Source organism: Alicyclobacillus fastidiosus, from assembly GCF_026651875.1.
Taxonomy (GTDB): Bacteria; Bacillota; Bacilli; order Alicyclobacillales; family Alicyclobacillaceae; genus Alicyclobacillus; species Alicyclobacillus fastidiosus.
Genome location: NZ_CP104067.1, coordinates 2,221,566 through 2,235,381, shown reverse-complemented (window position 1 = coordinate 2,235,381; position 13,816 = coordinate 2,221,566). Strand labels below are relative to the sequence as shown.

The window sequence follows — 13,816 nt, the reverse complement described above, 5'->3', positions numbered from 1 at the left end:
CACTCAACTGATAATGCAAGTTCGTCACCGTCCTCGTTCACACCAAAGTTGTTATGAAAGTTACAAATAGTCCAAACACAATGCCACATCTTACTTTCGAACTGGCAGGATGAAAGTTCTATAGAAATCAACCTGTTGGGATGTCCATGGCGAGATGTACGAGATCTCGACACTGCAGGCCATCTTCGTAAATTGGTTGCGGATAGTGCTTCACGAAGTAATCCTGTTCGATGTGCGTCATCCGGAAGCCGAGCCGTTGATAGAGACGCAATTGAGTGAAACTGGAGTTTCCCGTGGCAATCTCCAATCTACCTACCGCTGGTGTCTCCTTCGCCAAAGCGATGACCTCGCGCAAAAGGCCACTCGCCACGCCTTGACGCTGCCAAGCTTCGTCTACCGCCACGTTGACGATTTCCACCACCCCTGGCCTCGTCGGCAGGACCGCACAGACGCCGACCACACCCGCGTCCAGGTGTTCCGCGACATAAACCACACAGCGAGGCAAATAGGAGTCAATCATGTCCGCTGACGGATCGGCCAGGAGGAGTAACTCCGTCGGGGCGGGTTCGGACTCCCGCAAACGGCGCACCACAATCGTCTCATGAGCCATACGACTCTCCTTTGCGTCTTCGTATCTGTACTCTATCACACGGGATAGGTGGATTCGAGGAGTTGAGGACAGGGAGCCCACTCACCTGCATATAGATTGGATGAGGAGGTGGGACATGTGTTTTGGCTCATTTGCGTGACGCTGCCGATCGCCGTGGCGGAAACCTGTCTCTTATACACGCTGATGAAACCGTCCCCCGCGACCCGCGATGGCCGACGACTCGATTTAACAGCTGACGTACAGCGCACACTTCACTCTGGTTTGATGCGCTTTACGTTCTCCATGCAACTCGTGATGGAACTTTGTACCGGAAGTAAGACTGCGGGGTGTATCTTCAGTTTCGCATTTGGGGTCGCTGCAGGGATCATGATTGAACGAAACACCGACCTAAAAGGGTTGTCCGACATCCTCATGAACGTATTCATGGGCATCTCCATGGGCGTTTTCCTGATTGGCCACCTGCCATTGACCCTGACGCTCCTCTTGATTGCCCCGGTCCTCGTCTCGAGCGGATTCACACTGGCGCATACGGTTCGCGTGGCGAATGGAAAGTAGGGCGATGTCCATGCAAAAAACCTCCACGCACAGTCGCATGGAGGTCGTCGGGGAAAATGTAGCGAACAACGCGGTTTACGAAGCGACGTCGCGCCGATGAAACGCGAGTGCCGCGACGGCGTGAAAGAGGACGAAATAGACAGCGAGGACGACGACGCTAAATCCGAGCGTCATCCCATGTACCATCGGACCTCCGACAAAATATTGCCCAAGATTCTCGTTCGCGAAGAGGATGTATTTATCCCACACATACCGACTGAGTGCGCCCACGACGAGGGTACCGGCAAACATCAGGAGAATCGAAACGGCGATCGCCAGTGAACTGCTGCGGAATAAGGCGGAGATCATGAACGATACGGTCAGTGTCATAAGCAGCGGAATGAGCGCAAATCCATAGCTGCGCATGACTTCTGCAGCGTAGGGGATTTGCTGCAGCGCTTGATGCGCATCCACATACTGATAACTGGCGGACGCTCCCCCGAAACCGAATACCAGCCCACCGACGACCCACGAGGCGATAAATAACAACGCGACAAATCCAAATGCGAACAACAGCACAGAGAGGTATTTTGACCAAAGAATTTGCAGTCGGGACACGGGGCGCGTGAGCAAGAGCTTCACGGTGCCTGACGAAAATTCACCAGCCACACTATCTCCAGCGACGACTGCTGCAAAGATGGTAATGAGCATCGTCAGAGCACTTGCATCGTCCATCAACTTCCACACCTGTGCCCCACTTCCCGCGAAGCTGCGGTGCGACACCAGACACGCTGCCACCAGGGTCAAGAGAACGATGCCCACGAAGATCCAGGTGCGGGATCGGCGATAGATTTTTGCATTTTCGTTGAGTATGAGTCCAAACACCTAGCTTAGCCTCCCGTAATCTCGAGGAATCTATCTTCCAGTGACTTTGTCACCACTCTCATTTCATACACAGGCACGTCTCGCTTCACGAGCCGCCGATTTAACTCCGGTACGAGCGCCCGGCGCGTCCTGAACTGAAGCTTGGAGCCGCGGAGTGTCACCTGCTCGACTCCAGACATTTCCTTCAATACCGCTTGGGCGGTTGCGACATCGCCGACGTCCAGCACGACGTCCTGATCGGCGTCGTCAGTCGCCGTCCACTGTTCCACGTCTTGCACGCGCACGAGTTCACCATTCTGGATGATGGCCACTTTGTCACACATCAGTTCCATCTCGGACAAGAGGTGACTGGACACCACCACGCAAACGCCAGCCTCTTTGGCCAAGTAGCGAAGGTGGTCGCGGAGTTCGCGAATGCCGGCGGGATCGAGTCCATTTGTGGGTTCGTCGAGGACGAGCACGGAGGGTTTGTGTAACAAGGCCTGCGCGAGCCCAAGCCGCTGACGCATACCGAGGGAATACCTTCTGACTTTTTCGTGAATTCGCTTCTCCAGACCGACGAACTCGACCACCTCGTCGATCCGCCGGCGGTCCACACCACTGACCATCCGCGCATACTGGACCAGGTTCTGATAACCTGTCAGGTACTTGTACATCTCCGGGTTTTCGACGATGGAGCCAACCTCGTGAATGGCTCGTTTGTAGTCTTTCGCCACGTCGTGCCCCTTGATTAGGACTTGTCCTGTCGATATCGAGATAAGGCCCACCATCATTCGAATCGTCGTCGTCTTGCCCGCGCCGTTAGGACCCAGTAGGCCAAATACTTCGCCCTCGGGAATGTCTAATGTGAGATTCTTCACAATTTGTTTGTTGCCGATCGTCTTCGTGACGTTTCTGAGTTCTACAGCGTTTGCCATGCCTGCCCTCCAATTGTCCCTTGTCGACTAAATGACGCACATACAACAGTATATCAGGTTTCCGGAGGGGATAAGGAAGTTATTTACATTCGATCCAATCACGGTAGCAACGAGGGGAAACTTCCGAAGGAGGTTAATAGCGGCGTGCTTGGGGTCGGCTCAAGCAGCGAAACGTCCAAATCTGCGTTGAACCGACTCGCTTAGGAAGGGAAACTGCCCGAAACGCGACAGTAGGGTGCACTCACTTACAAGGACTTTCGTTGTGCGACAGACGCTTGCCTCGACCGCATGCGCCGAAACATCCACAAGAGTCCAGCAAACACGATGACCGCCGCCACAACCCACAACGCGGACAGGTTTCTATTCGTCACCAGTTCGACAAGCACGTACGACAGCAATAATGAGGAGACCGGAGAAGCAATCCAAATCTTCACAATCCGCTTGACGACATCTTGACGCCAGATATCCCGCCCCACTTTCGACTGACCGACGCCGAAAATCGCCATCGTGGTGGCTTGTGTCTGGGGTACAGGGAGGCCGAACAGCGAGGCGATGAGTACGAGCGTCGCACTCGTCAAGGAGACCGCCGTACCCTGTAAAACGGACAACTGAGTGATTTTCTTCGCATTGGTGTCAAGCACTTTCCCGCCGAGAACCATCGCGCCTATCGAGACGAACAGCGCCCCAAAGATGAGCCCTGCGTGTACGCTGATCACGTTCGCCGCGACCAGCGGGCCAATCGCGTTGGCGACGTTGTTCATCCCGGCCGAAAACGCCTCATAACACCCAGAGAGCACGAGCAACCCCGTCAGGGAAAGAGTGGTGTACCTCGCGGCGGCGGACAGGTTCGAGAGTTTGGGCTCGAGCACGCGAATCAATTTTCCGAGCAGATACGCGATACCCATCGCGACGAACGGCATAATCAGCCACACAGACACAATAAACATCAGTTTCGACCCGTACACGTGCCCAATCGCAAGCCCAACGCCCACCACTGCACCGACCGTCACCTCGCTAGTCGACAGCGGAACGCCAATCAGGTTGGAAATAAATAGGGTTAAACAAGCAGAGGCGAGGATCAACACCGTGATTTCCACCGTGATGTCGTGGGACGGGACAATCCCCCCGCTGATGGTCTTCACTACCGAGCCGCCACCGATGACGGCCCCCAAAAACGCCGCAGCAGCCACCAACACAAGGGCCATCCACTTTCGTCTAATGGCGCCCGCGCCGTAGGCGGCGCCCATGGAGGCCGCTGTACCACTCGCTCCGATGTTGGCCGCGAAGAACAAGGCAATAACCCATGCGATAATAAGCATATCTTCGGGCCTCCCAAGACCAATTATCCAAATCAATAAACTCGGTATTTACCCGATAGAACCACATTCCTCAAAATTACGAATCTCCTTATGCAAGTGACAGAGCCTTGGTGAGATCTTATTCGAGAACTACGTGGGACGCTACGGCCGATTGCCAATAGCGTGCAGATGCCGAGTGTATTTGTAAGAAGTAGGATAATGGTCGAACAAATCTGTATTGCCGCCATTCTAACAAACGAAAAGTCGTCTGTATATAGAGAAACAGAACAACTTTTCGTCGTTATATTTTTATAATCGCCTCACTTGGGCCTAGCGATTGTGAAGATGTTCCCCAGTGTAACGTAGTCGTTGCCAGCCAGCCGCGCCACAGGATTCAATCCGTGTGGATTCACCCGGCCGCCCTCGTACAACGACTCCTCTACGTGGTATTGGACAATCCGCCCGATGAGCAAATCGCAGGAAGGTGTACTGCCCCCAAGCGCCAAGGCGTGTTCGAGGACGCACTCCATTCGAATTTTTGCCTCGCGAACGCCTGGAACGTCGACGACCGTACTTACGACAGGCGTCAACCCGACACGCTCAATTTCACTTTCGTTGGGCCTGAGCGAAGCGGCCGTCGCGTTGACCTTTTCCACGTTCTCCTCGTCGCAGATGTGAACCACAAACTGTTTGGAAAATGACGCATTCCGCGCGGTATCCTTTTGAACGCCGTTCTGTCGCTGCACGGAAACCGAGATCATCGGCGGCGTCGCAGAGACGATGTTGAAATAACTAAACGGGGCCGCGTTGAGCGTGCCGTCCTCAGCCTTCGTCGTGACAAACGCCACCGGCCGTGGGATGATGCTGCCGATGAGAAATTTATAGTTGTCTCGTGGACTCATCTCGTCTGGATTAAGTGCTAGCACTGTCGTCCCTCCCTGCAGTTCTCACGCTCGTGTCCTGTGACTGTCTGCGCATTTTCTCCACGATATCGACACGCGGGTTCCAACACGAAAACTGATAGTGCGATTTTGTCGCATAGCCTAACCGATCGCAACGGATATCCACGCGGCCCGCCTCGCGTCCGATGCGAAAGTGCCGACACGTTGCACAACAGTGGTATGACTTCTTCATCGACGCCAACCCTGCCCTTCTGTGCTTCAACGTCCATCATACCCGTTAAATTACAAGATCCATAAAAAGGATGTCCTCGGTCACCCGGTCGTCCCCTCTATGTTATCATTTCTGTACACCGCTTAACGAGCTGCTAAAACCGATCTTCGAAGGTCTTCGAGGACTGAAAAACCAATGGGGGTGTGCATCGCCGTGACCGAACAACACGAAACGTACCGTTTGCGCGGGCACCATCTGTTTTGCCTGCTCGGCTATCGCGGGATGGGGTATTCCGAAGAATATGTGGCGAATATGACGCAGGTGCATCAGCACCTGCGCGAGAACCCGGAGTCATGGGTCCTCATCGTTCATGGCCCAGACGACTTGTGCGCCAAGTTCCCGAGGCAGCAGATCTGTCACTGTGAAGATCCGCACATCTTTGAACGCGATGCCGCTATCCTACAGACAATTGGCGTGGAAGTCGGCCAAAGGATTCGCTGGTCCGAAGTGGAACGACGCATTCGCGACCACGTCGTGCCAGAGGATATCGCCCGCATCTGCAGCACCTGCTCCTGGCGCGGCTACGGCGTGTGCGAAGAAGGCGTTCGTCGAGTCCATCGAGGAGAAGGACTTTATTTAATTAACGCACTATCGCGATAATTCAGTATTGTGTTAAAATGAATGGGACACAATTTCCCTTTACCCTTTGGGCCGCCGTGATGGCGGCCATTTTTTTGGACTGTATTAGCCCTTTGCTCACAAGGCCCTCCAAGGACTTCGCAGCCGGCGGAGTGTGTCCGCCAATTAACGTGGCGTAACCCCCAGCGCAGTCGGTATCCGTTGGCGAAGGCGCGCGGCATCGACAGGCAGAGCCAACGTGCACAACGCTGCTGCCGGCATCAGCCAAACAATCCACTTTAAAGCCACATGCAGTGAATACTCGTCTGCGATATGGCCGACGAGCATGATCCCCAAGCCGGCGATTCCCCCCGCGAAACCGATGAGCAAGCCGGAAACCATCGCAATGTTGTTCGGCAACATCCCCTGCCCGTAAATCACAGTCACGGCAAACGTCGACAGCAAGAAAAACCCGACCAGGGCCAAATCCACTAAAACCAGATCGCGCGGGATATACGGCATCAGCACTGCAAGCGGCGTTGAGACCACCATCGAGAGCCGAATGACGTTTCTCTGCCCGAACCTGTCCGCCATCGGCCCACCCGCCAACGTCCCAATGGCGCCAAAGACCAGGAACACAAAGGTATAAATCCAGACGTGCCGGGCCGTTACGCCGAACTCGGCCATGACGTACAGCGGAACGAACGTGGAAAACCCAGACACGATCCACGAGCGAACGGTCACGATAAAGACGAGGAGCGACAATCCCAATTTCGACGGGCGCGCCGGGATAGACGCCGTGGGAACCGACTGTTTTTGCCTGGCCCCCTCCGCAAGCCGAGCGGCAAACCACTTTGTCAGAGAAAACAGCAAGGCACTTGAGACGACGCCCGGTATCATCAGCCAGGCGATACCTGAGAGCCCGACACCCTGGAGAAAGCGCAGTGCGATAGCCGAGATGGCGAGCCCAAGGTTCCCGCCCACTTGAAAAATCGACTGTGCCGCACCACGCTTGTCAGCTGCCGCGAAGAATACGGCTCTGCTGGCGTCGGGGTGAAATGCTGCCGATCCGATACCGTTGAGGACGACTGCTGGGATCAGCCAGATGAACGACGGTGCGAATTCGACGCACAACAACCCCAGCGAGAGAGCCAAGGCGCTCAGTCCTAGCAGCCACGGCATGCCCTTTTTGTCCGATATCCACCCAAACACCGGTTGCACCAACGACGAAGCCACGTTTGAGGCCATCGTGAGAACGCCTACCTGGCCATATGACAGATGAAAGTCGATGACCAGCAACGGGAGGATAGCTGTAAATACGTTGATGAGAAAGTCGTTCGCCAAATGGCCAAACGACAGCGTAAAGATAATCCGCCGATTCATCATTCACATCACCCATCGACTAATATGAACGACTGCTTTCCCCTTGGCAATGACAAGTTGCGATGGTGTGCGCGCGACATCTTGTCCTTAACGCACCGACCACGGCGATCTCGCATACGTTGTACGGTGTCCAATTATCGGTGGAGCGTGATTTGCTATGGCCCCAGTAAAAAAGGCAAAATATTCGGATTCCCCACGGCAAAAGCAGTGGCCCCTGGTGACCTCCAACGTGTGCGAAGTCTGTCCCATCCGGTGTCCAGCGGGTGTCAGGTACATGGAGACGGTGCGCCACTCAAAGACGGCATCTCGCGGTGTGGTTTGCAAACGAACGCTGTTTGAAGAGCGACTCAAACAGGGATTGCCGCCATTCGACAAGGTGATCAAACTTTGGAAAGCCAACCAGTAGGCAACAACGCGTTTATGAAACATAGAATCAAGCGTCCCTTTGCGGTTGCGATGTGATATGGTTTTCTTAACGTGCTATACCATTCACCTGTGGGAGGGCCGGTCGGCCCGACGGAAACTGCACCTACTTGATGTGTGCTCTGCGCGAGGGACTGTGCAGAGCCCCTTTTTTGTCTCATTGCACGCTGCCAAGCGTCAGCCACTTTTGGGGCACACAAATTTATCGGGGACTGACATGTGTACAACGCCTGCCGAAATAAAATGGGTAACAGACGGGAGTTGAGCGAATGTTTACGTCTGTCGTCATCCACCGCAAAAGGCGAGAAAGGTACGAGGTCGTCTCGTGGGAAGCGTGGAACCGCACCCACCGGCGTTCCCACACTCGCATCGATCAGCTTCTCCCACCCTCCCTATTTTTATATTTCTGTTTTCCGCTTGTGGCGGAGAGTGCAGCCCTTTTGACCGCGATGCTCGTCGACAGCCACTGAGCCTCCCCTACGGCAGCGCACCCGCGGGCAAGTCGAGTACGTCAGTGGAGAAAACGCTTGATCCACTGGACGTGACGGTTGAACAAATACCCTGCGATCCAGACGACGACGAGTGCGACACCACCGACGATGAGCCAGGTGAGATAGCGCTTGGACACGCCTAAGAACACCAGGGCCGCCCCGATGTAATAGGGGATTCCACCAACCGCCGAAGTCCATATGAAGTCGCGCAGGCGGATGCTTTTCAACACCCCAGCGGCATAATTCACGACGATAAAAGGAAACGGAATGATTCGAACCATAATCAACCCGGAGATTCCGCGGTTGCCAATCCAATTCGAGATCTGTCCGAACCGGTCCTCGGAGATAAAGTGGCTCAGCAGTCTTCTGCCAAAGTGGCGGGCGAGCAAAAACGTCACTATCGCCGCGGTCATGGTACCTATCCAGCTGAGTAGTATCCCCCACCATGGACCGAAGATTTTCATGATCACGATCATCAGAAATTCCGAAGGCAAAGGGAGAATGCTCAGAACCGCCATAAGCACTACGGCAATGAGGATTCCGAGCAGTCCGGTCGATTGAATCACCCTCGAGAGTGCGTCGGCGCGGTCAAGCCGAAAAAACAGTACGATGAGCAACGCAAATACCAGGATGATGACGGCGCTTGAGACCATGCTCCCTGTTCTGCGCGGCGCGCCCGCATACGAGGACCGGTCTCTACCGTGTCTGCGCTTCTTGTAGACTCGAGACCTTGCTTCAGTATCCATGCAGTTGTTTCCACTCCTGTCGGTCGAGACCAGCGTTCACCTGAAACCTACTCCATACGGGTCGTCCATCTATCAGCATGCCCGGCAGGAACAACTTAGAAATCTCTACGTCGCAAAAAAAGATCGACTTCGCCAGAGAAAGAGCTTGATGAGAACACTTGTTCGTACTATGATGAATTCAACGAAACTGGTCGAAGGTGGATGATTACTGTGACCCAACTAGAATTCTTTAAAACGTTCAGCGCTGCCATTGTGGCCACTATCAAAGACGAACAATTGGCGATGCGCGTTGTCAATCGCGCCTGGAGGACGCACAAGCGTTCGGGCCAGACGCGGGCCGCATAGGCCTCCCCCAAGTATGGGCGTATTCAAAAGCCAGTTTGGCGTCTCGAACACATCGTGTTCCCCTGTCGGCCGCGATGTTCAATGTCATCTCGTCGGCGAGTCCGATTTTTGGCACCTTCATAGGGGCCGCCGGCGACTCAAAGTACGTGTTACTGGGCGGCGCTTCGCACGGAACCTCCGAATTTTACCGCTTACGAGCCAAACTATCAAAGTGCCGGATAGCCTGGCGCACCTTTGTCGCTATAGAAAGACACTGGCCGCGCGCGTTGCGATTTAATCCGTGTGTCAATCGGATTTCAAAGTGGCCCCCTCCGTCCTCGCGATACCATCCTTTCGCCGTTGGCCGACGTGGGTGTGCCACTTAAACAGCTCACGGAGATCATAGGTGGCTCAGTTGCGTCATCTCCTCCTGCGAAAGCGCTATCCAATGACTCGGGCCACGACGCGTAAGGGGTGCCCCCGCGCGTATGGCCAAATGATATGAATGCAGTCTATGTAGATCCGCCGCGTGCGCACTTGGACCACGGCGCATCGGACACACCGTGATTAGGTCCATGCAATTCGCAAAGCACAACCGAGCCGTGGTTGTGCTTTACAAATAAAGTGTGTCGTCGCGATACAAGCCCTTGTGCGCCTGCCTGAGCCGTCCTTGTCTAGACGCTGTCAGAATCGGAGAGCTCCGTCGAGTCGGTTAGAAACTTCTCGTCCCACGTTCTATTCACAAATTCCTGCGCGTCTTGCAACGTCACAAAGTCGCCAAGCGTATCGTCAATAAATCCGGTCTGCGTGATCACCATCGGCGTCACTCGGACACTAGCCAGATAATTGCCGTCATTCAACTGCGTCACCGTCGCCGTCCGTAAATACTCTCCGTGAACCTCGGCCCGAAAAATATTTGTCTGCCCCACTTTCACAAAACCGCCTCCCTCTTCACTGTTTGCTTGAAGCGGACGATTCATTCCAAAGTGCGCCAAACTGTTCGACGACCCCCATTTATTTTAACTTCTTCTCTATCCCCTTTAGCGTCTCAAGAATGTCGTCTAGTTGAGGATAATAGTTAAATTGCGGATGCACGATGGACAGCAAGGTGTCACATCCGGCACACACAATCACAACAATCTTCCGATTGTCACCCTCTAATTGCACTTCATCAATCCCAAATTTTCCAGTACCGCATTTTGGACATCTAGCCATCTTACAACCTCCACTTGCAGAACAATGTAAGGACAAGGGTACACCTTTGCCCACCCTCGCGCCATGTACAAAGGATGACAAATTTCGTGCAACAGCCCTGCACTACTCAATACATGGACGACTGTACATTCGGAGAATTTAGGTGTACAGACGCCAGAGGAGGAAACTATCGATGGACGAGTTACAAAACGCCGGATCGCACGCTTTGCCGTTTGCTCGCGCAGGCGGTGACGAGGTGAACCTGCCAAGAGCCCACGGGCAATACAGCGTTTACTTGAATAACCAGTTTGTCGGGCACAAGACCCTCTTAAGACAAGTGGAATCACCGGATGACATTGGTTCCTATTTAGAGCGGTGCAACATCGGGCAATTTACCACAGACGTCGATGGGGACCATTATAAAATATCGGCGACGCAAGACAGTGTAGCTCGACAGATCCGAACGCATCTGAACGCTTATCTAGATACGCATACGACCGGTGTGACATCCGACCAGCCAGGTTTTTAACCTATCGCCGCGGCCATCTGCGCACATGTAACGAGCGTGTATGAACGATGGAAACTTACGCCAGAGACATATGAATCCAGATAACGAAGGGATTTGAGAGTAGGACAAAGGGGCTGTTCGTTGTTGCGAGCAGCCCCTTTGTGACTTCCCCGAATTCGTCATTTTGCTGGAGTCCGCAAATTCCCTCTGCCCCAAGAACGCTCGATCTCCTCGAGCGATTTTCCCTTTGTTTCGGGAACAAGCGCCATCGTGAAGACAAACGCCACAAGGCTCAAGATGCCAAACGTCCAGAAAGTACTGGCGACGCCGACGCTGTTGAGGAGAACCGGGAACGACTGGGACACGGCGTAGTCGGCGGCCCACAATGCGACAGACGCGATGGCCGTGGCACGTCCACGAATCCGTGTCGGGAAAATCTCTGCCATCACAAGCCATACAATCGGACCAAAGGAAACGGCAAAGGCGGCGACAAACAGCAGGATGAACACAAGAACCAGATATCCTGCGGTCTGTCCCGTGTGAAACGCGTAACCGACGACGGCGAGGCTAACAGTCATCACCGCCGAGCCAATTAGGAGCAAGACCTTGCGTCCAACCCGATCGATCAACCAAAGCGATACAAGTGTGAACACGAGGTTGTCGGCGCCCGTGATCACCGTTTCGATGAGGGAAGCATTCGTCCCCGCGCCGGTGTGTTTAAAGATCTCAGGGGCGTAGTACATGATGGCGTTAATTCCTGTGACCTGTTGCAGGATAGCCAAGACGATGCCTACGACAAGTGCGATTCTGAATCCAGGTCTGAACAACAATCCGAGGTTTTCCGATTCGTTTTGTAAGGTTTCCCGGATTTCGGAAAGCTCCGCCTCAGCCCTATCAGTGCCGTTGATCCGAGCCAATACGCGAAGCGCCTTATCGCCCATACCCTGCTTTTCCAACCAACGGGGACTCTCTGGGACAAACACCAGTAAGAAGATAAACACACAGCCGGGTACAACTCCGAGCCCAAACATCCATCGCCACGCCGATGAGATATCCCACGCCAAAGACCCCATGTTCGCTACCCACATATTCACGAAGTAAATAGCGGAAATGCCAATGACGACCGCTAACTGGTTCAAAGACACCAGACTTCCGCGGTGTTTGGCCGGGGCGATTTCAGCGATATAGAGCGGCACTAACGTCGAGGAGATACCAATTCCCACTCCGCCGATAATCCGAGCGATGACAAACTGGGATATGGTAGGCGGCACCGCGGAGCCGATAGACCCAATTGCAAACAGAATTCCTGCGATGATCAACATCTTTTTTCGCCCAAATCGATCACTGAGCACACCGGCACACCCGGCCCCCACGATGGCACCGATCATCAAGCAGGACACAGCCCATCCCTGCATGCCAGGACCTAAGTGAAACTTCTGCTGCATAAATACAATGGCACCTGAAATCACGGCAGTGTCATAACCGAACAACAAACCGCCAATCGCCGCAACAACCGATACGAGTGTGACGAAACCTAAATTTGTTCCAACCGTCTGTCGGGTACTCAATCCGTTCACCTCACCGATTCCATCGTCATTGCTTAACAGTCACGAATATGCGTTCCTCGCACTATCCGTCCTAATTTAACCTCGTCCACCGCTTTTCACCCGTGATGTTGTGCAACTACTCAACAATAAGGGAATCAAAAAATACGAAGAGACGGCTTTCGCCGTCTCTTCGTGTAGGTATGTTGACAAGACCACAATCACGAAAATGGTTTCGTTAATGCGGTACATCAACCTCCCATGACTGTAATCTTCCCGTTTCATTGGTGAATATGCATGCGTTGCGCCGCGCAAGGTGGTCTACCCAATATCCAAAATACGTCCGCGTTACTGCGGGTTTGTCATCCACAGACCCGCCTGCTTCACAAATACGCGCTGCGGCAATTTTAGGATATCGACCAATAATTGTGAAACATCCTCGGGTTGCATCATGTGATCTTCGTCGCCAATTTTCAGGCCGGCGTTTGCAGCCAACTCAGTATTGACCGTACTTGGCGCCAAAGCCGTCACGCGAATGTTATTCTTGCGCACCTCTTGCATCAAAGATTCGGTAAAGCCCATCAGGGCGAACTTGGACGCAGAGTAGGCAGACGTGGTCGCAGACGCGCGCTCCCCGGCCGTGGAACTAATATTGATGATGTTTCCAGAATTCTGCTCAATCATCAGCGGCAATACGGCACGCGTCACATAATAAGTCCCCAGCAAGTTTACGCGGATAATCTGTTCCCACACTTCCGGTGGCATGTCGACTACCTTCCCGAACTGAGCAGTGCCCGCGTTGTTGACCAGGATGTCGACTGAGCCTAGTTCCCTATGTAGTTTCTGTACTGCCTCTTCCACAGCTCGCCTGTCCGTAATGTCGACTGCCGCAACTGCAGCCTTGACCCCATACGATGAGGTAATCTGTCCAGCCACTTTATCTAAGTCGCTCTGTGTTCTCGCCATCAGGCCGACATGAACACCTTCCTGTGCCAAGCGCTCGGCGATGGCTCGGCCAATTCCCTTACCGGCACCGGTGATGAGTGCTACCTTTTTCTGTAAGTCCATGATTAGCCCTCCTTCTCCATGACCCTCGTCATACACGTCGACGAAGGCCTCCACCCAAAGTGTACTCCTCGACGTGGCCTTCGTCAAATCGCCCGTAAAGTATGCTTCGCCTTGAAACCCGCCTCACGAATGTGCTACGCTTCACACATCAAAACAAAAC

Annotated in this window: 17 protein-coding genes; 6 read left to right on the top strand and 11 right to left on the bottom strand. The window is 53.9% G+C overall.

Going from position 1 to position 13,816, the window contains the following annotated elements; translation table 11 throughout:
* Positions 1 to 127: 127 nt before the first annotated feature.
* Positions 128 to 610, bottom strand: coding sequence for a GNAT family N-acetyltransferase (locus NZD89_RS11095; RefSeq protein ID WP_268007785.1), 483 nt, complete (start codon positions 608 to 610; stop codon positions 128 to 130).
* A gap of 117 nt (positions 611 to 727) precedes the next feature.
* On the opposite strand from NZD89_RS11095, the gene NZD89_RS11090 reads away from it, so the two are divergent.
* Positions 728 to 1,165, top strand: a complete 438-nt coding sequence (locus NZD89_RS11090) for a hypothetical protein (protein ID WP_268007784.1) — start codon at positions 728 to 730, stop codon at positions 1,163 to 1,165.
* Between the two features lie 75 nt (positions 1,166 to 1,240).
* On the opposite strand, the gene NZD89_RS11085 is transcribed toward NZD89_RS11090, so the two are convergent.
* From NZD89_RS11085 to NZD89_RS11070, 4 genes are all read right to left on the bottom strand, one after another.
* Complete coding sequence (locus NZD89_RS11085) at positions 1,241 to 2,029, bottom strand: ABC transporter permease (RefSeq protein WP_268007783.1); 789 nt, start codon at positions 2,027 to 2,029, stop codon at positions 1,241 to 1,243.
* A gap of 5 nt (positions 2,030 to 2,034) precedes the next feature.
* Complete coding sequence (locus tag NZD89_RS11080; protein WP_268007782.1) at positions 2,035 to 2,946, bottom strand: ABC transporter ATP-binding protein; 912 nt, start codon at positions 2,944 to 2,946, stop codon at positions 2,035 to 2,037.
* Between the two features lie 245 nt (positions 2,947 to 3,191).
* Complete coding sequence (gene cysP / locus NZD89_RS11075) at positions 3,192 to 4,265, bottom strand: sulfate permease (protein WP_268007781.1); 1,074 nt, start codon at positions 4,263 to 4,265, stop codon at positions 3,192 to 3,194.
* A 299-nt stretch (positions 4,266 to 4,564) separates the two neighbouring features.
* Positions 4,565 to 5,170: a flavin reductase family protein gene (locus NZD89_RS11070; protein WP_268007780.1), complete on the bottom strand. Its 606-nt coding sequence runs from the start codon at positions 5,168 to 5,170 to the stop codon at positions 4,565 to 4,567.
* A gap of 469 nt (positions 5,171 to 5,639) precedes the next feature.
* Between NZD89_RS11070 and NZD89_RS11065 the strand changes: the two genes are divergently transcribed.
* The gene (locus tag NZD89_RS11065) at positions 5,640 to 6,017 is read left to right on the top strand and encodes a DUF1284 domain-containing protein (protein ID WP_268008460.1); all 378 of its coding nucleotides are present in this window, start codon (positions 5,640 to 5,642) and stop codon (positions 6,015 to 6,017) included.
* 144 nt (positions 6,018 to 6,161) lie between these two features.
* Here the strand turns inward: NZD89_RS11065 and NZD89_RS11060 are convergent, their stop codons facing one another.
* Positions 6,162 to 7,358, bottom strand: a complete 1,197-nt coding sequence (locus NZD89_RS11060) for an MFS transporter (protein WP_268007779.1) — start codon at positions 7,356 to 7,358, stop codon at positions 6,162 to 6,164.
* 274 nt (positions 7,359 to 7,632) lie between these two features.
* Here NZD89_RS11060 and NZD89_RS11055 point away from each other — a divergent pair, with 274 nt between their 5' ends.
* Entirely contained in the window at positions 7,633 to 7,764 is a 132-nt protein-coding gene (locus NZD89_RS11055; RefSeq protein WP_268007778.1) for a hypothetical protein, read from the top strand.
* 286 nt (positions 7,765 to 8,050) lie between these two features.
* A complete protein-coding gene (locus tag NZD89_RS11050) occupies positions 8,051 to 8,251 on the top strand; it encodes a hypothetical protein (protein WP_268007777.1) in 201 nt (66 codons plus the stop codon).
* A gap of 41 nt (positions 8,252 to 8,292) precedes the next feature.
* Here the strand turns inward: NZD89_RS11050 and NZD89_RS11045 are convergent, their stop codons facing one another.
* Positions 8,293 to 9,018: a TVP38/TMEM64 family protein gene (locus NZD89_RS11045; RefSeq protein ID WP_268007776.1), complete on the bottom strand. Its 726-nt coding sequence runs from the start codon at positions 9,016 to 9,018 to the stop codon at positions 8,293 to 8,295.
* 210 nt (positions 9,019 to 9,228) lie between these two features.
* Between NZD89_RS11045 and NZD89_RS11040 the strand changes: the two genes are divergently transcribed.
* Positions 9,229 to 9,363 (top strand): hypothetical protein, encoded by a 135-nt coding sequence (locus NZD89_RS11040; RefSeq protein WP_268007775.1) that lies wholly within the window; start codon positions 9,229 to 9,231, stop codon positions 9,361 to 9,363.
* A gap of 653 nt (positions 9,364 to 10,016) precedes the next feature.
* Here NZD89_RS11040 and NZD89_RS11035 read toward each other — a convergent pair.
* Both NZD89_RS11035 and NZD89_RS11030 read right to left on the bottom strand, forming a co-directional pair.
* Complete coding sequence (locus NZD89_RS11035; RefSeq protein ID WP_268007774.1) at positions 10,017 to 10,277, bottom strand: hypothetical protein; 261 nt, start codon at positions 10,275 to 10,277, stop codon at positions 10,017 to 10,019.
* 79 nt (positions 10,278 to 10,356) lie between these two features.
* Positions 10,357 to 10,557 carry a zinc ribbon domain-containing protein gene (locus NZD89_RS11030; protein ID WP_268007773.1) on the bottom strand — a complete coding sequence of 67 codons (201 nt, stop codon included), beginning with the start codon at positions 10,555 to 10,557 and terminating at the stop codon, positions 10,357 to 10,359.
* A gap of 172 nt (positions 10,558 to 10,729) precedes the next feature.
* Between NZD89_RS11030 and NZD89_RS11025 the strand changes: the two genes are divergently transcribed.
* Positions 10,730 to 11,065 (top strand): hypothetical protein, encoded by a 336-nt coding sequence (locus NZD89_RS11025; RefSeq protein ID WP_268007772.1) that lies wholly within the window; start codon positions 10,730 to 10,732, stop codon positions 11,063 to 11,065.
* A gap of 158 nt (positions 11,066 to 11,223) precedes the next feature.
* On the opposite strand, the gene NZD89_RS11020 is transcribed toward NZD89_RS11025, so the two are convergent.
* Together NZD89_RS11020 and NZD89_RS11015 are read right to left on the bottom strand one after the other, a co-directional pair.
* Positions 11,224 to 12,621 (bottom strand): sugar porter family MFS transporter, encoded by a 1,398-nt coding sequence (locus NZD89_RS11020; RefSeq protein ID WP_431308601.1) that lies wholly within the window; start codon positions 12,619 to 12,621, stop codon positions 11,224 to 11,226.
* Between the two features lie 315 nt (positions 12,622 to 12,936).
* Positions 12,937 to 13,656: a 3-ketoacyl-ACP reductase gene (locus NZD89_RS11015; protein WP_268007770.1), complete on the bottom strand. Its 720-nt coding sequence runs from the start codon at positions 13,654 to 13,656 to the stop codon at positions 12,937 to 12,939.
* Positions 13,657 to 13,816: the final 160 nt, after the last annotated feature.